Source organism: Labedella endophytica (assembly GCF_003990045.1).
Taxonomy (GTDB): domain Bacteria; phylum Actinomycetota; class Actinomycetes; order Actinomycetales; family Microbacteriaceae; genus Labedella; species Labedella endophytica.
Window position 1 is genome coordinate 1,036,896 of the sequence record NZ_RZGZ01000002.1, and the last position, 21,560, is coordinate 1,058,455.

Genomic DNA, 21,560 nt, shown 5'->3' on the forward strand with positions numbered 1-21,560 from the left:
TCCCCTGTGGATAAGCGGAACGGGCGGGCCGGAAGAATCCGACCCGCCCGTTCGCGGTGGTGGTACTGGTGAGACGACTCAGCCTTCGGTGAGCGGCCCGAGGGTCGGGTCGTTCGCGTAGGCCTCTGCCGCGTTCTCCTTCGTCACGATGACGGGGGGCAGGAGGAAGGACGGCACGACGACTTCGCCGTTGTCGTAGGACTCGGTGTCGTTGACCTCGACGTCCTCGCCCTTCTGCAGCTGCTCGGCCATCGTGATCGCCTGCGCGACGAGCGCGCGGGTGTCCTTGTTGATGGTGGAGTACTGCTCGCCGGCCATGATCGACTTCACCGAGTCGACCTCGGAGTCCTGACCGGTGACGACGGGGATGTCGCGGCCGTCGGCCTTGACCGACGTGATGATCGCACGGGCGAGGTTGTCGTTCGGCGACAGGACGCCGTCGAGCTGGGTGTCACCCGAGTACGAGCTCGTGAGGAGCGAGTCCATACGGCTCTGCGCGTTCTCGGCTTCCCAGCCCTGCGTGGCGGTCTGCTGGATGTCCGTCTGGCCGGAACCGACGACGACGTCGCCGCTGTCGATGGCCGGCTGGAGGACCTCCATGGCACCGTCGAAGAAGACCGCCGAGTTGGCGTCGTCCGGCGAGCCGGAGAAGAGCTCGATCGTGTACGGCCCCTCGCCCTTCGCCGCCATGCCGTCGAGGAGCGCCTGGCCCTGGAGACGGCCGACCTCGGCGTTGTCGTACGCGACGTAGTAGTCGAGGTCAGCCGTGTTGAGGATGAGGCGGTCGTACGCGATGACGACGGCGCCGGCCTCGTGGGCCGCGGCCACCTGGGTGCCCAGCTGCGAACCGTCGGCCGCGCCGATGATGATGACCTTCGCGCCCTTCGTGATCATCGACTGGATCTGCGACTGCTGGTCGGCGACCGTGCCGCTCGCCGCCGCGTACTGCACGTCGGACTCGAAGCCCGCGTCGGCGAGGCCCTCGGTGAAGAGGTCGCCCGCGAGGACCCAGTTCTCCGACGTCTTCGCGGGGAGCGCGACGCCGACGAGGGAGTCCGCGGCGAAGCCGGCTTCGTCGCCGCTTCCGCTCGAGGTGTCGTCCGTACGGCTGGAGCAGCCGGCCAGGACGAGCGCAGCAGCCGAGGCCAGAGCCACGGTTGCGAGTGCTGATCTGCGCATTGTTTTCACTTTCTCTTGGGTGTTGGGGTTGTGGGGGTAATGGACAGGTCTATTTGTTGGCGGTGACCGCGCCGGGCTTCGCCGTGTCGGGCGTGCCGGTCGTGGGCGTCGGGGTCTGGTCGGTCGGTCCGTTGTTCCGCTTCGACGTGAAGAGCCCGATGATCGAGAACCGACCCTGGGTCTTGTTGTAGACGTCGATCGCGACGGCGAGCAGGAGCACGAGGCCCTTGATGATCTGCACGAGGTCGGCGCCGGCGCCGACGAGCTGCAGGCCGTTGTTGAGGAAGGCCATGACGAGACCACCGATGATGGCGCCGATGACCGTGCCGACGCCGCCCGCGACGGCGGTGCCGCCGATGAAGGCCGCCGCGATCGCGTCGAGCTCCCAGCCGTTGCCGTCCTGGCCTCCGGACGCACCGGCTCGGGCGATGAAGATCATGCCCGCGAGGCCCGCGAGGCCCGCGAGGATCGACATGTTCATCATCACGAAGAAGTTGACGCGCTTCGACTTGACGCCCGAGAGCTCCGCCGCGTGCGAGTTGCCGCCGACCGCGTAGATGTGGCGGCCGATGATCGTGTTCCGCGTGAGGAAGCCGTAAGCGAGCACGAGGGCGATGAGGATGATGCCCGAGACCGGGATGCTCGTGCCGACGCGACCGCCGGCGAAGAGGAATGCGGCGTACAGGACGACGGCACCGAGGATCACGACGCGGAGCACCGACACCCACACGGGCGCCGTCTCCGACCCCATCTCCGCCTGCGTGCGGCGGGCCCGCCATTCGCGCCACGCGATCGCCACGACGGCGAGGATGCCGAGCAGGAGGGTGAGGTTGTTGTACCCCGTATTCGGACCGACCTCCGGCAGGTAGCCCGCTCCGATCACGGTGAAGCCCTCCGGCACGGTCACGGCGGTCGCCGCTCCGATCGCCTGGTTGCCACCGCGGAAGATGAGCATGCCCGCGAGCGTCACGATGAACGCCGGAACGCCCACGTAGGCCACCCAGAAGCCCTGCCACGCTCCGATGAGTGCGCCGACGACGAGGCCGAGCACGATCGCGAGCGGCCACGGGAGATCGAAGTCCGCCATCGCCTTCGCGACGACGATGCCGGTGAACGCCGCGACCGAACCGACCGAGAGGTCGATGTGGCCGGCGATGATCACCATCACCATGCCGATCGCGAGGATCAGGATGTAGGAGTACTGGTTCACGACTGCGATGAGGTTGCCGGGCGTGAGTGTCAGACCGTTGGTACCGATCTGGAAGCCCACGATGATGGCGACGAGGCTCGCGAGGATACCGAACTGGCGAGCGGTCGACGTCGTGCCGCCCCCGAAGATCTTCTTGACGTCGGAGAATCCGCTCATGCTGCTGCAGCTTTCTTGTTCGTGGAGGTCATGCTCTTCATGAGCATCTCGGGTTCGGCTTCCGCCGCGGTGAACTCGTCGGTGATCTGGCCCTCGAAGATCGTGTAGATCCGGTCGGAGAGGCCGATGAGCTCGGGGAGCTCCGAGGAGATGACGATGACGCCCTTCCCCTGAGCGGCGAGCTGCTGGATGATGCCGTAGATCTCGAACTTCGCTCCCACGTCGATGCCGCGGGTGGGCTCGTCGAGGATCAGCAGATCGGGGTCGGTGAACATCCACTTTGCGAGGACGACCTTCTGCTGGTTGCCTCCCGAGAGCTTCGACACCCCCTCGTCGACCGTCGGCGTCTTGATGCGCAGGCTCTTGCGGTAGTCGTCCGCGATCGAGTGCTCCTTGAAGTCGTCGACGACCTGCCCGCGCGAGATCTTCGAGAGCTTCGCCGAGACGACGCTGCGCTTGATGTCGTCGAGCAGGTTGAGCCCGAGCGACTTGCGGTCCTCGCTCACGTAGGCGAGACCGTGGTCGATCGCCTCGCTCACGTTCCGCAGCTGGATCTCGCGACCCTCCTTGAACACCTGTCCGGAGACGAAGTTGCCGTAGGAGCGGCCGAAGACGCTCATGGCGAGCTCGGTGCGACCGGCGCCCATGAGGCCGGCGAAGCCGACGATCTCGCCCTTGCGGACGGTGAAGCTCTCGTTCCGGCACACGAGGCGCTCGGCGACGAGCGGGTGCTGCACCGTCCAGTCGCGGACCTCGAAGAGGACCTCGCCGATGTGCGGCGTGCGGTCGGGGAATCGCGACTGCAGGCTGCGGCCGACCATGCCGCGGATGATGCGGTCCTCGTTCACATCGCCGCCACGCACGTCGAGGGTCTCGATGGTCTTGCCGTCGCGGATGATCGTGATCGAGTCGGCGATGCGCTCGATCTCGTTGAGCTTGTGGGAGATCATGATCGACGCGATCCCCTTGCCCTTGAGGCCGAGGATGAGGTCGAGGAGGTGCTGCGAGTCGTTCTCGTTCAGAGCCGCGGTCGGCTCGTCGAGGATGAGCAGCTTGACGTCCTTGTTGAGGGCCTTCGCGATCTCGACGAGCTGCTGCTTGCCGACGCCGATGTCCTTGACGAGAGTGTCGGGGTCGTCGCGGAGGCCGACGCGGGCGAGGAGCTGGATGGCGCGCTTCTTCGCCTCCTTCCAGTTGATCACTCCCCCGCGGCTGGGCTCGTTGCCGAGGAAGATGTTCTCGGTGATCGACAGTTCGGGGATGAGCGCGAGCTCCTGGTGGATGATGACGATGCCGGCGGCCTCGCTCGAGCGGATGTCCTTGAAGCGCATCTCCTGCGCCTGGAAGACGATGTCGCCCTCGTACGTGCCGAAGGGGTAGACGCCGGACAGCACCTTCATGAGCGTGGACTTGCCGGCACCGTTCTCTCCGCAGATCGCGTGGATCTCGGCGGCGCGCACCGTGATCGACACGTCGGAGAGCGCCTTGACGCCGGGGAACTCCTTGGTGATCGAGCGCATCTCCAGGATGACGGGTTCATCGACCATGCGACTGCACCTCCCGAGTGACTCGGGTCTCGGCGCGACGGATTCGCATTCACTGCCTCCACAAGGACGTCGTTGTCGTGGCGGGCCGGTCGGTCCGTCAACTGCTGGAGCACGTGTTCGATCTAATGTGACCGTTCACATGCCCGCGATCACGATAGGCCCGGGACGAGACCATGTCAACCGGGCGACCGCATCCCGAGCAAGACCGTTTCCGGACCGTGACCTCGGCGCGTCATCGCCCCTCCGTTCGACGCCGGGCGAGCTCAGCGCCAGCCGGCGGTCGGAGGCGCGGTGGACTCGCGGACCATGAGCGTCGGGCGGATGAACTCGACGCTCCCCGGTCGACCCTGGTCGAGCTCCCCGATGACGAGTTCGACGGACCGGCGCCCCACAGCGGCGAAGTCCTGCCTCACGGTCGTGAGCGGCGGCAGATAATGCGCGGCATCCGGGATGTCGTCGAAGCCGACGACACTCACGTCGTGGGGCACGGAGAGGCCCTCGTCGCGGAACGCGTGCAGCAGACCGAGCGCCATCTGGTCGTTCGCGGCGAAGACCGCGGAGAAGTCCCGCCGCCTGACCAGCTCGACCCCCGCACGATAGCCGAAGTCGGCGGACAGCTCACCGAGGATGGGCGCGCGCACCGGTAGGTCCTTCTCCCCGAGCTCGAACAGGAAACCCTGCATGCGCTCGTCGGCCTCGATCCAGTCCTGCGGTCCGGCGACGTGGATGATCGATCGGTGACCGAGCTCGATGAGGTGCCGGGTCGCCATGCGTGCACCCTCGTACTGGTCGACGGCGAAACTGTGGGCGCGCCCCGGACGCTTGTTGTGGATCGACGAATCCAGGGTGACGAGCGGGAGGTCGAGCGAGCTGTCCTCGATCGCCTCGAACACGCTCACCTTCGGCGCCACCACGATGAGGGCCTCCACGGCCTGGCTCACGAGCCGCTCGAGGGCGGCGGCGATGGTCTCCGGCGTGCTGCCCGTGGTCACGAGGGCGAGCCGGTAGCCGGCGAGGTCGGCCGCGACCTCCATCGCGTGCACCATGGTCTGCGGACCGTAATGGGCGTACTGATGCGTCGAGAGGACACCGATGGTGCGGGAGCGGCTCGTGACGAGGGCGCGTGCCGCCTGATTGGGCCGGAACCCGCTCTCCTCGATCGCCTCCAGGACGCGCTGCTTCGTCTCCGGGCGGATCTTCTCGCTGCCGTTGAGGACGCGCGACACGGTCTGGTAGGACACCCCGGCGATCGCGGCCACGTCGCGGATGTTGGGCGCGCGCCCTCTTCCAGCTTCCGGCGGCATTGCGCGCTCCTAGAATCAGGGTCGATGTGTACGTTCACACGACGGGGGACGTGCTCATTGTACGCAGGGCCCTCGCCGCGCTGCAGGCTCGCTCCCGCGCGGCGACGACCGCGATGTCAGAGCCACCGTGGTAGACTCCAAGGCAGTCTTAGTCGTTCTCTGGTTAGTGAAACCGCCGGTTCGCCACATCGAGAATCCCTGACCCGCAGAGCATGCTCCGCACGGCACGTCCGTACGGTCCGATCCTCCCCGGGACCAGTCGATATCTCGCTTCGTGGGCCGGTCACCGAATCGTAAGGGGGTCTCGCATGGGGCGTGGCCGTCAGAAGGCAAAGCACACGAAGATCGCGCGGGAGCTCAAGTCATACAGCCCCAACGTGAACTACGATGCGCTCGAACGCGAGCTCACGGGTCATGACCCTGAGTCGTACTCCGATGAGGAGATCGCGAAGTGGTCGGAGTACGCCTCCGACGGCTCGGACGAATCGAAGCGCGCGTAGCGATCGATCGTGGTTCAGGGTGTCCGCGTGGTGGGTGTAGACGAACCCGACCGTCGCGGCCGGACCGGTCTCGACCGCGTCGGCCGTGACCTCTCGGGCAACCCGCGGGTCCGTGTCGTCGATGTCGAGGTCCTCTCGACCGATTGGCACGTGACGCGCGCCACGACCCTCGAGGTCCAGGACGCGTCGGGCGAGTGGTCCCGTCAGCGACGCGAGACGTACGACCGCGGCAACGGGGCGACGATCCTTCTCTACGATCCCGCGCGGCGCACCGTGCTGCTCACACGGCAGTTCCGTTTCCCCGCCTACGTCAACGGCCACGCCGACGGCATGCTCGTCGAGACGGCCGCCGGCCTGCTCGACGACGATTCCCCGGAGGCGGCGATCCGTCGCGAGGCCGAGGAGGAGACGGGTGTCGTGCTCGGAGAGGTCCGGCACGTCTTCGACGCCTACATGAGCCCGGGATCCGTCACCGAGCGCCTTCACTTCTTCGCCGCGCCCTATGCGGGAGGCGGGCTCCACGGCACGCGAGCCGGGCTCGAGGCCGAGGGGGAGGACATCGAGGTGCTCGAACTCGACATCGACGAGGCCGTCGCCTCGATCGGTAGCTCGATCATCGACGCGAAGACGATCATGCTCCTGCAGTGGGCCGTCATCTCCGGCCCGTTCGCCCGCTGACACCCCACCCCGTTCCCCGCTCTCCCTCCTAGAGATCCCCTCGGTGCTCGACTTTCAAGCACCGAGGGGATTTTTAGGGGTGGGTCACGAGAGCTGGGTGCGCTCGACCCACTCGAGGTACTCGGGAGTGACGGTGCCCGTCACGTACTCGCCGGTGAAGCAACTCATCTCGAGGCTCGTGACGTCCGAGCCCTCGATGATGGCGGACTCCATGTCCTCGACCTCCTGGTAGATGAGGTTGTCGGCTCCGAGCTCGCGTGCGATCTCGGGAATCTTGCGCCCGGCGGCGATGAGCTCGCGCCGGGTGGGCATGTTGATGCCGTACACGTGCGGGAAGCGCACGGGGGGCGCAGCCGACGTGAAGGTGACCTTGTTGGCGCCGGCCATCCTGGCCATGTCGACGATCTCCTTCGACGTCGTGCCGCGCACGATGGAGTCGTCGACGATGAGGATGTTCTTGCCCTTGAACTCGCTCGACATGGCGTTGAGCTTCTGACGCACGCTCTTCTTGCGCTCGGCCTGCCCCGGCATGATGAAGGTGCGGCCGACGTACCGGTTCTTGTAGAAGCCCTCGCGGTACTCGACACCGAGCTTCTGAGCCACCTGCATGGCCGCGGGACGCGATGAGTCCGGGATCGGCATGACCACGTCGATGTCGCCGGCGGGGGTGTACTTCGCGATCGTGTCGGCGAGGCGGTTGCCGAGCCGCAGGCGTGCCTCGTACACCGAGATGCCGTTCATGATGGAGTCGGGACGAGCCAGGTACACGTACTCGAAGGAGCACGGGATGAGGCGCGGTTCCTTCGCGCACTGACGGGAGTAGAACTCGCCGCTCGGGGTGATGAAGACGGCCTCGCCGGGAGCGACCTCGCGAACGACCTCGTAGCCGCTCGCCTCGAGGACGAGGGACTCCGACGCGACGATCCACTCGTCGCCCACGAGGCCGGCCGCGCGCCGCCCGAGCACGAGAGGACGGATGCCGAAGGGGTCGCGGAAGGCGAGGAGGCCGTGGCCCGCGATCATCGCGATCGCTGCATACGATCCCTCGACGCGTTCGTGCACCTGCGAGACGGCGGCGAAGACCTGGTCGGGATCGAGATCGAGCCCGGACACCTGGCTCTGCAGCTCCGTGGCGAGCACGTTGAGGAGCATCTCGGTGTCGCTCGAGGAGTTCACGTGCCGGCGGTCGACGTGGAAGAGGTCGTCGGCGAGCTCACGCGTGTTCGTGAGGTTGCCGTTGTGCACGAGGACGATGCCGTACGGGGCGTTCACGTAGAACGGCTGGGCCTCGTGCTCGTTCGCCGCGTCGCCCTTGGTGGCGTACCGCACGTGGCCGAGGCCGACGGTGCCGAGGAGCGAGCGCATGTCCCGCGTACGGAACGCCTCCCTGACCTGGCCCTTGAGCTTCTTGACGTGCACCGTCTGGCCGTCCACCGTGGCGATACCGGTGGAATCCTGACCGCGGTGCTGCAGGAGGAGGAGGCTGTCATAGACCTGCTGGTTGACCGGCTCATGTGAGACGATTCCGACGATGCCGCACATGCTGGGCGCTGGCTCCTGGGGGATCTGGGAAGTGTCCGAACGGACGCCCCTAGTCTCGCATACGGAGACCGGCTCACGTCCCGGTCCGCGGGGTCGCCCGAGGTCGACCGGGCGGTGGTGCGATCAGCCCGCGAAGGACCCCACGAGGCGGACGGCGCCGCCGTCGACCCCCTTCGCCCCCTGCTCGAATCCGGTCAGATCCCGAGACGACGTCGCGACGGTTCCCACGGCCCACGTGGGGATGCCACCGGCCGTCAGCACCTCGGCGACCGCGGACGCCCGCGCGGCGTCGACGACGGCGAAGAAGCCGATCCCGAGGTTCCATGTGCCCTCGGAACTCTCGAGGCTCGTGCCTGCGAGCTCGCTCAGCGCACGGAACACCGGTGCGGGCGACCACGTCGAGCGGTCCACCTCGACCCAGGAGCCCCGCGGCAGCACGCGTGCGAGGTTGGCGGCGATCCCGCCTCCGGTGACGTGCGAGAGCGAGTGGATCGCGCCCGCCGAGCGCTCGTCTCCCAGGGCGTCGAGCAGAGGTGCCGTGTAGAGGCGCGTCGGCTCCAGCAGGACCTCGGCGACCACTCCGCCGAGGTCGTCGGAGTGGTCCGTGAGCCCGATCCCGCGCGAGGCGAGGATGTGACGCACGAGGGAGAAGCCGTTCGAGTGGAGGCCGGAGGACTCGAGCGCGAGCACGACGTCGCCGTCCAGCACCCGCTCCGCGCCGAGGACCGCGTCGGCCTCGACGACGCCCGTCGCGGCACCCGCGACGTCGTAGTCGTCCGGCGCCATCAGTCCGGGGTGCTCGGCCGTCTCGCCGCCGACGAGCGCGGTGCCCGTTGCCTCGCACGCGCGGGCGATGCCGGTGACGATGGAGGCGATGCGCTCGGGCACGACACGGCCGCACGCGATGTAGTCCGTCATGAACAGCGGGGTGGCGCCGACCACGACGATGTCGTCGACGACCATGCCGACGAGGTCCTGACCGATCGTGTCATGGCGGTCGATCGCCTGGGCGAGCGCGATCTTCGTGCCGACCCCGTCTGTCGAGGTCGCGAGGAGGGGTGCGCGATAGGCCGTGAGCGCCGACGCGTCGAACAGTCCGGCGAAACCGCCGACGCCGCCGCGGACCTCGGGTCCGTGCGTCGCGGACACGGCCGCCTTCATGAGTTCGACCGCGCGGTCTCCCGCTGCGGTGTCGACTCCGGCATCGCGGTACGTGTCGGTTGCGCTCATGATCGGCGGGACTCCTCGTCGGGGTCGGGGGTGGTGGATTCTGTGGCGGCGATGGCGGCGGCTTCGTCGTCCGTCACCTCGGTCACCGGACCGGCGACGTCGATCCTCTCGACCTCGACCTCGACGGCGCCGCGGGCCATGACGCGATCGAGGATGATCGCGACGAGGGCTCCGAGCGCGGCTCCGAGCGGGATGAGGCAGACGAGGAGGAATCCGAACACCTGGGTGAGACCGAACTGCGTGCCGTCCTCGGTCACCGTGGGGCCGCCGTCGGCCGGGCGGAACGCGAAGGTGAGGATGAGCGTGGCGACCACTCCGGCGATCGCACCGAGGGCGAGGAAGCCCCACACCTTCGGGGCACGGCGCACGACGACGCGCTCCCGTGCGGGGACCGGGTCACCGGGATCGGCGGGCGAGGGCTGTTCGGAGGTCACTCCCCCATTCTCCCTCACCGGGTCCGCCCTCCGCGACGGCCCGTCCGGGATGCCGGCGGCCGCTGCGGCGCCAGCCCCCGGATCGAGCGCCCCGGGCTCACCGCCCCGATTCGCCCGGTAGTCGGAGCGGCAGCACGGGCGTGAGGTCGGCCCGCGATCCGGAGGCGTGCACCGTGCCTCCGGCGAGGGCGTCGCGCCATGACAGGTCGCCGCTCGCGAGGGCGAGCCACGTGCGCGCGTCGGTCTCCACGACGTTCGGCGGCGTGCCCCGCGTGTGGCGGGGCCCCTCGATGCACTGGATCGCTGCGAACGGCGGCACCCGCACCTCCACCGTGTGGCCAGGGGCGACCTCCGCGAGGTGCTGCAGCGTGTATCGGACGGCCGTCGCGACGACGGGTTTCTCGGCGTCGCCGCCGCGGGCGTTCGCGACGGCGTGCAGGCCCTCGCCGTCGGGAATCCGTGCTCGTGCCATGACCAATAGGCTAGTGGCCGTGAAGATCCTCGTCCTCGGCTCCGGTGCCCGCGAGCACGCCATCGTCCTGTCGCTCCTGTCGGAAGGACGCGGCCACGAGATCACCGCCGCGCCGGGCAACGCGGGGATCGCCGCGAGCGTCCCGACCGTGGACCTCGACGCGAACGACCCCGTCGCCGTGGCCAACCACGCGATCGCCCGCGGAACCGACCTCGTCGTGATCGGCCCGGAGGCCCCCCTCGTCGCCGGCGTCGCCGACGAATTGCGCGAGCAGGGCATCGCGGTGTTCGGCCCCGGTCGGGAGGCCGCGGAGCTCGAGGGGTCCAAGTCCTTCGCCAAGCACGTGATGGAGTCGGCCGGAGTCCCCACAGGCCGCGCCGTCCGCGCTGGCACGGCAGCCGAGGTCGAGACCGCGCTCGACGAATTCGGCGCACCGTACGTCGTCAAGGCCGACGGCCTCGCGGCCGGCAAGGGCGTCATCGTGACGGACGATCGCGATGCGGCCGTCGCCCACGCGCACACATTCCTCGGATCCGGGAGCGTGCTCGTGGAGGAGTTCCTCGACGGGCAGGAGGTCTCGCTCTTCTTCGTGAGCGATGGTCACACGGTCGTCCCCCTCTCGCCCGCCCAGGACTTCAAGCGCGCCGGCGACGGCGATACCGGCCCGAACACCGGGGGGATGGGAGCGTACTCGCCGCTCCCCTGGCTCGACGAGGTCTTCGGATCCGAGGCCGACTTCGTCGCCGAGGTCACCGAGACGGTCGCCCGCCCCGTCGTCCGGCAGCTCGCGGAGGAGCAGACGCCCTTCGTGGGTCTGCTCTACGCCGGCCTCATCCTCACGTCGAAGCGCGAGGGCCCGGACGACCGGGGGATCCGCGTCATCGAGTTCAACGCCCGATTCGGCGACCCCGAGACCCAGGTGGTGCTGCCCCGACTCACGACGCCGCTGTCCGAGCTGCTCCTCGCCGCCGCGACGGGCACTCTCTCGGACGTACCCGTCCCCCGGTTCTCGGACTCGGTCGCCGTGACCGTGGTTCTCGCGAGCGAGAACTACCCGGCCGCACCGGTCACAGGCCGCGTCATCGACGGAGTGGACGCGGCGGAATCCGTGGAGGGCGTGCACGTCGCGCATGCCGCGACCGCCGTCCGCGACGGTGCACTCGTCGCAACGGGTGGCCGCGTGCTGAGCATCGTCGGGGTCGGGGACGACTTCACCGACGCACGAACGCGGGTCTACACCGCACTGTCGGAGATCACCCTCGAGGGCTCCCACCACCGCAGCGACATCGCGGCTCGCGTCGCGCGCTGAGCGCGGCGCGTCTGCCGAGGTGCCGATCCGGCACCGGTGGCCATCGCGTCACTCGAGCGTCGTGCCGAAGACCTGCTGCTCGACGAGGGGGCGCAGCCTCTCCTCGAGGCAGCCGGAGACGAAGTACCGCTGGAGGAGCCCGTCGCCCAGCGCGTTCCCGACGGACGCCAGGATCATCGACTGGTCGAGGCTCAGATGCGTGTCGGCGATGAGGCCGCTCCGGGCGTCCACCGCGTCCGCGAAGCCCCCCGGTCCGTACAGTCCGTAGTCGACCCTCAGCCTCTCGAGGTTCTCCATCGCACCCCGCGGGTCGTAGGGCAGCGCGAGGAACGATGCGTACGGGGTGACGACGTCGCCCGAGACGGTCCTGCCGCGCTCGGGAGTGCCGGGGCGCCGCGGGTCGCTCGATCCGCCGGGTGAGGCGGTGACCCCCGACGCCGCGAGCGTCGCGCGGATGCTCAGGCCGTCGATTCCGTACACCCCGTATCCCCCGGCCGGGTCGGCGGCCGGGCTGACGCCCCATACGCTCGCGCCCGCCGGACCCACGGTGTGACTCGACTGCGCCGCGACCGTCGCCGCGTGGTTGAGGGCCCAGGAACGCGGCCCCCAGTCGGCCTCCGGGACGAGGAGATCGGGCATGAGGGCCTCGAACATGCTGCCGTCCCAGGACGGGACGATGTCCATGCCGTCGTAGGAATACGTGGATTCGAGGACCTCGAATCCGTCGTACGATCGCGTCTGCGCGACGCGAGGTTTCATCCACCCGGATCCGGAGGCCGAGACCGGACCCGTCCGGGACGGGGCCGCATAGGAGCTCTCGGGCAGTTGGCCGTTGGCGATCCCGACGTAGCTGGCGATCCGTGCTTCGGAGGCGATCGTGTCATAGGAGGCGCAGGTGGAGAACACGTCGCCGTCTTTCTCGGCGCACTGTCCCAGCGGGCGTTCCGGCCAGAACCCCACCCGCATGAGCCCCGCACCATCGGCCGCCTCCTCGTCGAGGAACGACGAGAAGTCCATCGACATCGAGAGAGCCGTGGCCTGCTCGGCCACCGTCGGCTCCGCGGCGGCCGCGATCCGGAGGGCCGCGGCGAGCCAGCCGTTGTCGACCGTGGAGAGGAATGAAGAGATCGTCTCGTCGTCGCCGGGCCAGACGGTGAGCTTCTCCGCCGTCTGCGGCGAGTACCAGTTGTAGAACATGCCGCTCGGCGTATGCCGCTCCATCGAGGCGAGAGTCGAGACCGTGCTGCGCATCCGGGACGCGGCATCGTCGGCCGTGATGATACCGAGATCGCGCGCGACGACGGCCGACCAGAGGTAACCGCCGATGTCGGTCGGTGACGTGTACGGTGCCGGCTCGCGGAGGGAGGAGTCGACGTGGTCGGCTACGAGACCGGTCTCGGGCACGAGCATGGCGTCCATCGATGCCCACGTGTCGACGGCGTACAGGCGCAGCGTCGCCTCGTCCTCCGCGGTGAGGGCAGGATCACCGCCCTCGTCCGCGATCCGGTCGTCCTCCGCCCGGTCACCTCCCCATCCGTCACCACCCGTTTCGGCGCTGTCGGATCCGTCCCCGTCTGCCGCGTCGTCCGGGACCGGTGGCGCGGACACCCCGGGGGCGGCGGGGAGCAGATCCTCGTCGATCCGTGTGGGACCGGGCGAGGTCGTCGGGGCGGTGGAACCCGGATCCGCCGGGGTCGAGAGGGACGGGGTCCTCTCCACCACCGCCTCGTCACCGAACCGTCCCGCGAGTCCGCGCTGCGGGGCGAGGGCAGCACACGCGGAGACGAGCAGCACGAGGACCACACCGCCCAGCGCTGTAGCTGCGGCGGTCCGTCGTCGACCCCAGCCTCGTGCGCCGCTGTTCCGTCCGTTGCCTCGAGCGGCGACGCGTCGTCCCATGTCCGATCTCTCCTCCCCGATCGGCAGCCCGCCGTCAGTCGAGTGGATCACAGGAGCACCCCACGGAAACGCGTCACCCCCCTCGACCTGGGGATAACCGGTCGAGGGGGGTGAGGCGTCGCGGCGGACTCCGGTCAGCGGGGCATCGTGGAGCCGAAGACCTGGGCGGCGACGAGGGGCCGGACGGTCTTCTCGAAGGATCGGTCGACGAAGTAGTCCTTGAGCGCGTCGTCGTCGAGAGCGTTCCCGATAGCGGCCATGATCATCGACTGGTCGAGGCTCAGGTAGCGCTCGGCGGCCGTGCCGGAATCGGTCGAGACCGCATCGAGGAAACCGCCGTCTCCGTAGGCTCCGAGATCCGTCTCGATGCCCGCGAGGTTGTCGAGGGCGCCGTCGGCGTCGTACGGCAGCGCGAGGAAGGACGCGTGGGGTGTGACGACGCCCTCGCCGTAGTCCGGTTCCGGGTTCGTCGCCTCTCGACAGCCGTCGTAGCCGCGATCGACGTCGGTGGCGGGTTCGTCACTCGCGTACCCGTCGGAGCTGATGCCGAGTCCCTCGACACCGTATTCGCGGTATCCGCCGAACGGGTCGCTCGCCGGGCTGAAGCCCCAGTAGCCGTAATCGGCCTCCTCGAGGCCGTGGAACTCCTGCGCCGCGACCGTCGCGGGGTGGTTCACGCCCCACGACCGGGGTCCCCACTCCGCTTCCGGCACGAAGAGGTCCGGCATGAGCGCCTCGAACATGCTGCCGCCCCAGGAGGGGACGAGCCTCATGTCCGCGTACTCGTAGGTGCCCTCGAAGACGCTCACGCCCGAGTACTCGCGCGTGACACCCTCGGGCTTCTGCTCCTGCCATCCGAAGTCGCAGCCCTCGTCCGGCATCGTCCGGAGCGTGCCGTAGTACGCCTTCGCCGGAATCTGCCCGTTGGCGATGCCCAGATAGGTGGCGATGCGTGCCTCGCTCACGGTGGTGTCGTACCAGTGGCATGTGTAGAGGACCTCGGGAGCGTCATCGTCGTCGCCGTAGTTGCCCGGGACCGTGCACGTGTCGCCCGGCTGGTCCACCCAGAAACCACCACGATTGAGGCCGGCGCCGTCAGCCGCCTCGGTGTCGTGGAACCATCCGAAGTCCATGGAGTCGTAGAGCGCGTCGGCCTGCTTCCGCAGCTTCGGCTCGGCATCCGCGACGACGCGCAGCGACGCCGCGAGCCACCCGTTGTCGACCGTGGAGAGGAACGGGTGCACGACGTCTCCGCTGTCCGGCCAGGTCGTGAGCTTCTCGCCCGTCTCCGGGGCGTACCAGTTGTAGAACATCCCGCTCGGCTCGTGCCGCTCGAGCTCCGAGAGCGTCTCGAGCGTCGTGCCGATCCGATCGCGGGCCTCCTTCTTCGAGATCACGCCGAGGTCGCGCGCGACGACCGCCGACCACAGGTAGCCTCCGATGTTGGTCGGCGACGTGTACGCGCTCGGCGTTCCGAGGTCCGCATCGATCTGATCGGCGACGAGCCCCGTCTGCTCGTCGGCCATCGCCGCCATCGACGCCCAGGTGTCGTCGGCGTAGCGGAGCAGCGTGCGCTCCTGCGCGCGGGTGAGTGCGTCTCCGTGCCCGCCGCCCTGGCCGTTCCCCCCTGGCCCTCCTCCCGCCCAGGCTGCGGTGCCCGCGGGGACCACGAGCAGGGCCGCGAGGCCCGCGCCGAGCAGGCCTCTGACGACGGAGCGCGTTCGCGGGTGACGACCCGTCGCCCGCCGTCGTTCGGACGGGCGCGCGGGCCCGTCGGTCGATCCAGTCATGAGAACTCCCTTGTTCCGTTGCGCTTGTATGCGCATACATCCTGACGGAGCAAGAATGGCAGAACCCGGACGACGTCCGGAACCCGCCAGCGACGCATTCTCACGAAACACCAAGGTGTGGAGAGTCGTCCCCCGAGCGATCCGGAGCGAACCCGGACGGGGTACGGATCGATAGCCGAGGTGAGCGGGAACCGAGCGAACCCCACTCACCCGAGGCGGGTGAGTGGGGTTCGCCTGTCGTCTCCGACCTCAGGTCACTCCGCGGGAACCACCGAGTAGGCCGAGAAAGCGACAGTCGTCTTGGCGGTCGCCGAGCCGGACAGATAGAACGCGAGCCCGGTCCTGCCGGGCGCCTGCAGGGCCGGCGTCGAATCCGTCGCCGTCACCTGCCAGGCCGTGGGCTCGGCCGTCTCGGTGCCGACCCAGGCCTTCGCCGACAGGACCGTCGACGCGCCGTCGGCCGTGAGGTCCATGACCATCGTCACGGTATCGCCTCGCTCATAGGCCACCTGCGGGATGTTCATGGCCTTGAGCGTGGTACCCGAGCGCTGGATCTGCAACTGGAGCACACCGTCCGCCTGCACCCGGACGCGGGTCGTGTACTTCGCCGACCCCACCTCGCGAGCGGTGAGCTGCACGTACTGCCCACCGCCGACGGGGATCTGGTCGAGAGTGAACGACACACGGCTCTGCGAGTCGCCGACCGACACGTCGTTCAGCACCGCGGACCGCGACTGACCCGGGGTGTTCGCGATCCGGCCGGACCCGTCGGCCGCGCTGAATCCGCTCGCTCCGCCCGCCACCGACCACGCGCCGCCGGTCGAGGCCGTACCCCACCCGCCGGCCTGCGATCGGGCGAAGTCGTCCGCGGCCACGGGTGCGGGACCGGCGGGGACCTCGGGCTCCTCGGGTTCCGGGGCGACGACCGAGATCGTCTGCTCCGTCGTCGCCGATGCCCCGTCGTCGTCCGTCACGGTGAGGACGACGTCGTAGTCCCCCGTGGCCGGGAATGCGTGGGTCGCCGTGACACCCTCGGCGGTGCGTTCGACGCCTGCGTCGGGTCCGAAGTCCCAGTCGTAGGACGAGATGGTGCCATCGGTGTCGCTCGACCCGCTCGCGTCGAACGCGACGTCGAGACCCTCGGATGCGGCGACGAAGGACGCCGTCGGCGCCACGTTCGCCGGCGCCTCAGGCTCCTCGGGAACCTCGGGCTCCTCCGGGACCTCGGGCTCGGTGGAGGCGTCGCCGCTAGCCGCGGTGTGAGCGGCGATCTGGGAGCCCGCGAGCTGCGTGCGGTACACGGCGACGTTGTCGATCGAGCCGGTGAAGGAGTCGCTCGACGGGCGGTCCGGCCAACCGGAGAGGGAGTACCCCCCGATGGCCCAGTAGCCCGAGTAGGCCTGCGCGCTGATCGTGTCCGCACGGGAGGAGACGAGAGCACCGTCGACGTACAGGTGCTGGCCGCTCTGCCCGAGGGTCGCGACGACATGGTGCCACTCACCGTCGTTGTACGCGGTGGTCGAGTCGACCATCCTCACAGCGCCCGGGTAGACGCCGAAGTGGAGTCGTCCGTCGTTGCCCATGTAGAGGAGACGGTCGCGGTTCCCGCCGTTCTCGTTGGTCGCCCCGACGAGGAGACCACCGGACGTGGACGTCGTCTGGAACCAGGCCTCCACGCTGAACGTGTTGGTGTGGGCCTCGATGCTCGTCGACGTCGTGCGGGCATTGCCGCCGATCGTCGTCGATGCACCCGAGCCGTCGGTCTCCGCTCCGGCGGCGCCACGCACCACGGGCGAACCCTGGAACGTCTGCGTCGCGGTTCCCGCCCAATCGGCGGCGGTCATGGACGACGCCTCATTGAGCGGCCAGTAGTGGCGCGGGGTGTCCGCGAGGACGGCGGCGTCGTACGTGGTGGTCGGGACCGTGTCGAGCTCATCGGCAGCCGGCATCGAGAAGGACACCGTCCCGCTCGATGTCGCGTTTCCGAACGGGTCGATCGTGCGCACGCGGTAGGTGTGCGTCGATCCTGCCTCGACCGCGCCATCGATGAACGTGATCGTCGGCCGATCGTAGAACGACGAGTCGACCGTCACCGTGTAGGCGGGGGTCGACTTGCCGTCGCGGATCAGTTCGTAGGTCAGCGACTCGTTGTCGATGTCGGTGTTGGCGGGCCAGGACACACGCGCCACGCCGTCGCCCAGGGCGGCGATCGTGGGGTTCATGTCGGTTGCGGAGAGCTGTGGGCCCTTCGCGTTCGGAGCCACATCGGAGGTCGCGAATCGCGCGAGACCCTGCTGCTTCTGGCCGTCGATCGTCGTGAACTCACCGCCGTAGAGCACGTAGCCCGCGGACGACGTGACGTCCCAGGGGCCCTGTGTGATGCCCGTGTACGTTCCGGCGTCGAAGTCGGGGTACCAGTGGAGGACGTTGGTCGCCGGGTTGCCGGAGAAGTTGCCGTACGTCCAGCCGGCCGGCGGCGGGTTGTGGATCGTGGTCCCGAAGCTCGCCTTGGAGTAGGCGATCGCGCGGTGGTACGCCTCCGGATCGTTGGGGAAGCTCCCCGTGTTGTCGCACGCGTGGTTGTGGCCGGCGGTGTAGATGACGTCGCCGACGGCCTCGACCGAGTAGGTGTCGCCGTGGCAGTCGGCGAGCCAGACGAGCGTGCCGTCCGTCCAGTTGGCCCGGAAGGTGCCTTCGATCGCCTGACCGCCCTGGCTGTGCTGGTAGCCCACTCCGTAGACGCTGTCCCCGTCCGAGGACAGGTCCATGATCGCGGACTTGGCACCACCGTTGCGGATGATGGAGTTCATGGCCCAGGGCAGGGTCGCTCCGGTGTCGGCCGTGACCGCACCCATCCCGTACCCGGGATTGCTCGATCCGTTGATGGACGTGAAGCTACCGCCGAGGACCGCCTTCGTCCCGTCCGGCGAGATGACGATGGCTCGCGCCGTGCCTCCGACGACGACGGGGGCCCAGGGCAGGAGCGCCGCATTCGAGGGCGAGAGGGCGGCCGCCCGGGACCGGGTCTCCTTCTGCACGGTTCCGAAGACGCCGGTGATGTAGACGGACGACTCCGTGGCCACGACGGCCTCGACCGTCGCGCTGATGGTGGGTCGGAACGTGGTCACGAGGGTCATCGACGGGAGGTCGAACGCCGCCAGTCGATAGCGGGTCTGACCGCTCACGCTCGTGAACGAACCGCCGACGAAGAGGCGCTTGCCGTCGGGCGTCGCCGAGATGGAGCGCACCTGGGCGTTGAACGCCGGAGCGATGTCGGTGCGCAGGGCACCCGTCTTGAGGTCGTAGGCGAGGAAGTTCGTCCGCGCGACCTCCTGCGTGCCGGCGGCGGCCCCGAACGGGCGGGCCGTCGTGAATTCGCCACCGACGAACACCGTGTCGCCCACGACGGTCTGGTCCCAGACGACGCCGTCGATCTGCGGCGCGGGAAGGACGTCTGCCGTCACGGTCGTCGGGGAGTTCGGCGACGACGGGTCGGTCGGAGCGGAATCGGCGAGCGCCGCCCCGCTCGGGAGGAAGGCCGATGCCGCGACCGCGACGGCCGAGAGAAGGGCCAGTCCGGCGCGTCGGGCGCTCATGATCGGGTGCAGGGGGCGCAGGCGCGCGCCCTCTCCGACGGTCTCGCGGTCGGGCATTCGTACTCCAGGGGGTGTCGACGATGAGCCGTCGGCTCGACCAGGGTTCGATCGGTACCGCAGCGAAGATGACTGATCCTCACATCGAGAGTGACAGGCACCCTGCATGCCGACCAAATGAAACCGTGCCCCCAATAGGGGGGTGATCTCCGAGGAAGGCGACCCGGACTACGGCGGAACGGGGCCGCGCGCGTCCGAGATAATGGGTCCGTGACCTCGACTCCTCTCGACCTCCCCGGCTGGACGCACGTGTACTCGGGCAAGGTGCGCGACCTCTACCGACCCGACCGTCAGGCGGAGGGCACGACCGCACCGGAGGGGACGATGCTCGTGGTCGCGAGCGACCGTGTGAGCGCGTTCGACCATGTGCTCTCCCCCGGCATCCCCGGCAAGGGGGAGCTCCTGACGACGCTGTCCCTCTGGTGGTTCGACACCCTGGACGACGTCCCCAATCACCTCCACGCCTCCCACGCGATCCTGGGGACCGGGACGGACGAGGCCCGTTCGCTCGTGCCGGCCGAGGTCGCCGGGCGATCGATGCTCGTCCGCGCACTCGACATGTTCCCGATCGAATGCGTCGTGCGCGGCTACATCACCGGCTCGGGCTGGCTCGAGTACCAGGAGAGCGGAACCGTGTGCGGCCTCCCCCTCCCGGCGGGCCTCTCCAACGGCGATCGGCTCCCCGAGCCCCTGTTCACGCCGGCTTTCAAGGCCGATCTCGGCGATCACGACGAGAACATCACCTTCGAGCGCGCCGTGGAGCTCGTCGGGGTCGAGGACGCCGAGGCGCTCCGGGCCCTGTCGCTCTCCATCTATGCGCGCGCTGCAGCGATCGCCGAGTCGCACGGAGTGATCCTCGCCGACACGAAGTTCGAGTTCGGCCGCGACGCCGCCACCGGCGAGATCGTGCTGGCGGACGAGGTGCTCACCTCGGACTCGTCGCGCTACTGGGATGCGGCCGCGTGGAACGCCGGCGGCACGCCCGCCGAGCGCATGGCGAGCTTCGACAAGCAGATCGTGCGCGACTGGCTCGCGGCGAACTGGGACAAGACGGGCACACCGCCGGACCTGCCGGACGAGATCGTCGAGCGCACGGCGGCCCGCTACCGCGAACTGCTCGAGCGGGTCACGACGACCGTCTGACGGTCCATCGCCGGCCGCGGCGGCCCGCGCTCAGCACCCGATCGCGACCGGATCCGCACGGCAGTCGCCCGGCACGAGGACCGTCTGAGCGCTGCCGACGTAGGCGTCCAGCGTCGTCTGCGCGGAGACGGAGCCGTCGACGGTGACCCAGTCGCCACCGTCGAAGCGGAACGCGACCGCGTACGCGACGTCGAGACCGACGGTCATCGTTCCCCGCTCGGTGTAGACGTGCGATGTGGGTGTCTCGGAGAACCGCGGCAACCGGAGCTCCTCCCAGGTGCGCCCCGGCTCCGTCACGGTGTCCGCGGTGCCGTCTCCCCACGTCCATGTGTAGGAGACGGGCGTGAACCGGACATCGATCGGGCGGCCGAGGAGCGTGCCACCCGTCGTTTCGTCTCGCGGATCGGCGATGAAGTTCGCGGGAAGCCCGCGCAACATCCAGCCGTTCGGCTCCATCCGGAACGTCGGGCGTGAGGGCGAGAACGACGCGAGGTCGCTCAATGTGATGGCGGGTGCGTCGGCCGGCGGGTCGGCTTCGGAGCAGTCGGGACACGGATCGAGGTCGGTGATGATGCGGCGCGGGTTGCCGCCGAGTCCCGAGCCGTCGGTGCTCGGCGCGCTCGTTCCCGGGGAGATCCCGGAGCCGCCGGAACCCTGGCCGGAGTCGGTGGGAGCGCCGTCCCCGCCTCCGGAACCCCCGGACCCGCCTCCCGGTCCCTGTTCCGTCGCTCCGATATCGACGCCCGAGCCACTCTCCGTGGATCCGGTTGGACAGATGCCGAGTCGTTTCTCCGCATCGGAACACACCCTGGCGGACGCCGATGAAGTCGACAAAACGGTCGACCCGAACACGACCACAAGGATGACGATTAGGAGACGCCGCATCCGCTGACACCTTCCGTTTGAGACGTGCCCGCCACGAGTAGAGGTTGTCCGTCGTCGCGCTCGAACGTCACTTCCATCGGAACCCGCAGTTCCCGGTCCGGATAGACGACGGCGCCAGCGGCGTCGAGAAGATCGACGTGCGTCGAATCGATGCACAGCCGGGCAGTCACGATCTGAAGGTCACCGTCTTCGCTGGATTCGATCAACTCGACATCATCAAAAACCGTGCTTCCGTCTTGCCGCCAAGTTCTCTGATCCGCGTCGAACTCCGCCTCGAGGACCGCCCAGTACTCGGCCGTGACGGTCGCGCGCAGCTGATCGTTGTCAGCCTCCCCCGGGAACGACGCAAGCATCACGTCGAACGCGGCGCTGTAGCGGGTGTAGGCGTCGATCGCCTCGGCCAGCACGGCCGCCTCAGCCGCGTCGTCGGCATCCGCTACGGACGCCGTCGGGCTCGGCGAGGCAGGATCGGCCGCCGTGCACGCCGCGGTCGAGAGTAGGAGCCCCGCACACAGCGCGATGAGCTCGACGGATCGTGTCGTTCGTCGTGATTCCCCCATGGCGGACACCATAGGCGAGCGGAAGAATGCCGCGTTCGCGGCATCCACAGGGTGGCGGCCACCAACGCC

Annotated in this window: 17 protein-coding genes; 4 read left to right on the forward strand and 13 right to left on the reverse strand. The window is 68.9% G+C overall.

Going from position 1 to position 21,560, the window contains the following annotated elements; genetic code table 11:
- Positions 1–78 precede the first annotated feature (78 nt).
- The 4 genes from ELQ94_RS08355 to ELQ94_RS08370 form a co-directional block, all read right to left on the reverse strand.
- A complete protein-coding gene (locus ELQ94_RS08355; protein ID WP_127049075.1) occupies positions 79–1,179 on the reverse strand; it encodes a substrate-binding domain-containing protein in 1,101 nt (366 codons plus the stop codon).
- A gap of 49 nt (positions 1,180–1,228) precedes the next feature.
- Positions 1,229–2,545 carry a multiple monosaccharide ABC transporter permease gene (mmsB, locus tag ELQ94_RS08360; protein ID WP_127049076.1) on the reverse strand — a complete coding sequence of 439 codons (1,317 nt, stop codon included), beginning with the start codon at positions 2,543–2,545 and terminating at the stop codon, positions 1,229–1,231.
- Positions 2,542–4,092 (reverse strand): multiple monosaccharide ABC transporter ATP-binding protein, encoded by a 1,551-nt coding sequence (gene mmsA, locus ELQ94_RS08365; protein WP_127049078.1) that lies wholly within the window; start codon positions 4,090–4,092, stop codon positions 2,542–2,544. The genes mmsB and mmsA overlap by 4 nt, the downstream gene beginning before the upstream one ends.
- A 263-nt stretch (positions 4,093–4,355) precedes the next feature.
- Positions 4,356–5,396, reverse strand: coding sequence for a LacI family DNA-binding transcriptional regulator (locus ELQ94_RS08370; protein ID WP_127049080.1), 1,041 nt, complete (start codon positions 5,394–5,396; stop codon positions 4,356–4,358).
- Positions 5,397–5,704: 308 nt separating this feature from the next.
- On the opposite strand from ELQ94_RS08370, the gene ELQ94_RS08375 reads away from it, so the two are divergent.
- Both ELQ94_RS08375 and ELQ94_RS08380 read left to right on the forward strand, forming a co-directional pair.
- Positions 5,705–5,896, forward strand: a complete 192-nt coding sequence (locus tag ELQ94_RS08375) for a DUF3073 domain-containing protein (protein WP_127049082.1) — start codon at positions 5,705–5,707, stop codon at positions 5,894–5,896.
- A gap of 27 nt (positions 5,897–5,923) precedes the next feature.
- Positions 5,924–6,574 (forward strand): NUDIX domain-containing protein, encoded by a 651-nt coding sequence (locus tag ELQ94_RS08380; RefSeq protein WP_243696922.1) that lies wholly within the window; start codon positions 5,924–5,926, stop codon positions 6,572–6,574.
- A gap of 84 nt (positions 6,575–6,658) precedes the next feature.
- Here ELQ94_RS08380 and purF read toward each other — a convergent pair whose 3' ends face one another.
- From purF to ELQ94_RS08400, 4 genes are all read right to left on the reverse strand, one after another.
- Entirely contained in the window at positions 6,659–8,116 is a 1,458-nt protein-coding gene (gene purF, locus ELQ94_RS08385) for an amidophosphoribosyltransferase (RefSeq protein ID WP_127049085.1), read from the reverse strand.
- 123 nt (positions 8,117–8,239) lie between these two features.
- On the reverse strand, positions 8,240–9,346 hold the full coding sequence (gene purM, locus ELQ94_RS08390) for a phosphoribosylformylglycinamidine cyclo-ligase (protein ID WP_127049087.1): 1,107 nt from the start codon (positions 9,344–9,346) through the stop codon (positions 8,240–8,242).
- Positions 9,343–9,780 (reverse strand): cell division FtsX domain-containing protein, encoded by a 438-nt coding sequence (locus ELQ94_RS08395; RefSeq protein ID WP_127049089.1) that lies wholly within the window; start codon positions 9,778–9,780, stop codon positions 9,343–9,345. Before ELQ94_RS08395 ends, purM begins: the two co-directional genes overlap by 4 nt.
- Positions 9,781–9,877: 97 nt before the next feature.
- Entirely contained in the window at positions 9,878–10,252 is a 375-nt protein-coding gene (locus tag ELQ94_RS08400; protein ID WP_127049091.1) for a sterol carrier family protein, read from the reverse strand.
- A 19-nt stretch (positions 10,253–10,271) separates the two neighbouring features.
- Between ELQ94_RS08400 and purD the strand changes: the two genes are divergently transcribed.
- Complete coding sequence (gene purD, locus ELQ94_RS08405; protein WP_127049093.1) at positions 10,272–11,561, forward strand: phosphoribosylamine--glycine ligase; 1,290 nt, start codon at positions 10,272–10,274, stop codon at positions 11,559–11,561.
- A 48-nt stretch (positions 11,562–11,609) separates the two neighbouring features.
- On the opposite strand, the gene ELQ94_RS08410 is transcribed toward purD, so the two are convergent.
- The 3 genes from ELQ94_RS08410 to ELQ94_RS08420 form a co-directional block, all read right to left on the reverse strand.
- A complete protein-coding gene (locus ELQ94_RS08410; protein ID WP_127049095.1) occupies positions 11,610–13,460 on the reverse strand; it encodes a glucoamylase family protein in 1,851 nt (616 codons plus the stop codon).
- A 134-nt stretch (positions 13,461–13,594) separates the two neighbouring features.
- Positions 13,595–15,250 carry a glucoamylase family protein gene (locus tag ELQ94_RS08415; protein ID WP_127049097.1) on the reverse strand — a complete coding sequence of 552 codons (1,656 nt, stop codon included), beginning with the start codon at positions 15,248–15,250 and terminating at the stop codon, positions 13,595–13,597.
- 254 nt (positions 15,251–15,504) lie between these two features.
- Positions 15,505–18,903: a LamG-like jellyroll fold domain-containing protein gene (locus tag ELQ94_RS08420; RefSeq protein ID WP_166404694.1), complete on the reverse strand. Its 3,399-nt coding sequence runs from the start codon at positions 18,901–18,903 to the stop codon at positions 15,505–15,507.
- 210 nt (positions 18,904–19,113) lie between these two features.
- On the opposite strand from ELQ94_RS08420, the gene ELQ94_RS08425 reads away from it, so the two are divergent.
- The gene (locus ELQ94_RS08425) at positions 19,114–20,046 is read left to right on the forward strand and encodes a phosphoribosylaminoimidazolesuccinocarboxamide synthase (RefSeq protein ID WP_127049101.1); all 933 of its coding nucleotides are present in this window, start codon (positions 19,114–19,116) and stop codon (positions 20,044–20,046) included.
- 30 nt (positions 20,047–20,076) lie between these two features.
- Here the strand turns inward: ELQ94_RS08425 and ELQ94_RS08430 are convergent, their stop codons facing one another.
- Together ELQ94_RS08430 and ELQ94_RS08435 are read right to left on the reverse strand one after the other, a co-directional pair.
- Positions 20,077–20,931, reverse strand: coding sequence for a PKD domain-containing protein (locus ELQ94_RS08430; protein ID WP_166404695.1), 855 nt, complete (start codon positions 20,929–20,931; stop codon positions 20,077–20,079).
- Entirely contained in the window at positions 20,916–21,491 is a 576-nt protein-coding gene (locus tag ELQ94_RS08435; protein ID WP_127049105.1) for a hypothetical protein, read from the reverse strand. The genes ELQ94_RS08430 and ELQ94_RS08435 overlap by 16 nt, the downstream gene beginning before the upstream one ends.
- Between the last annotated feature and the right edge of the window lie 69 nt (positions 21,492–21,560).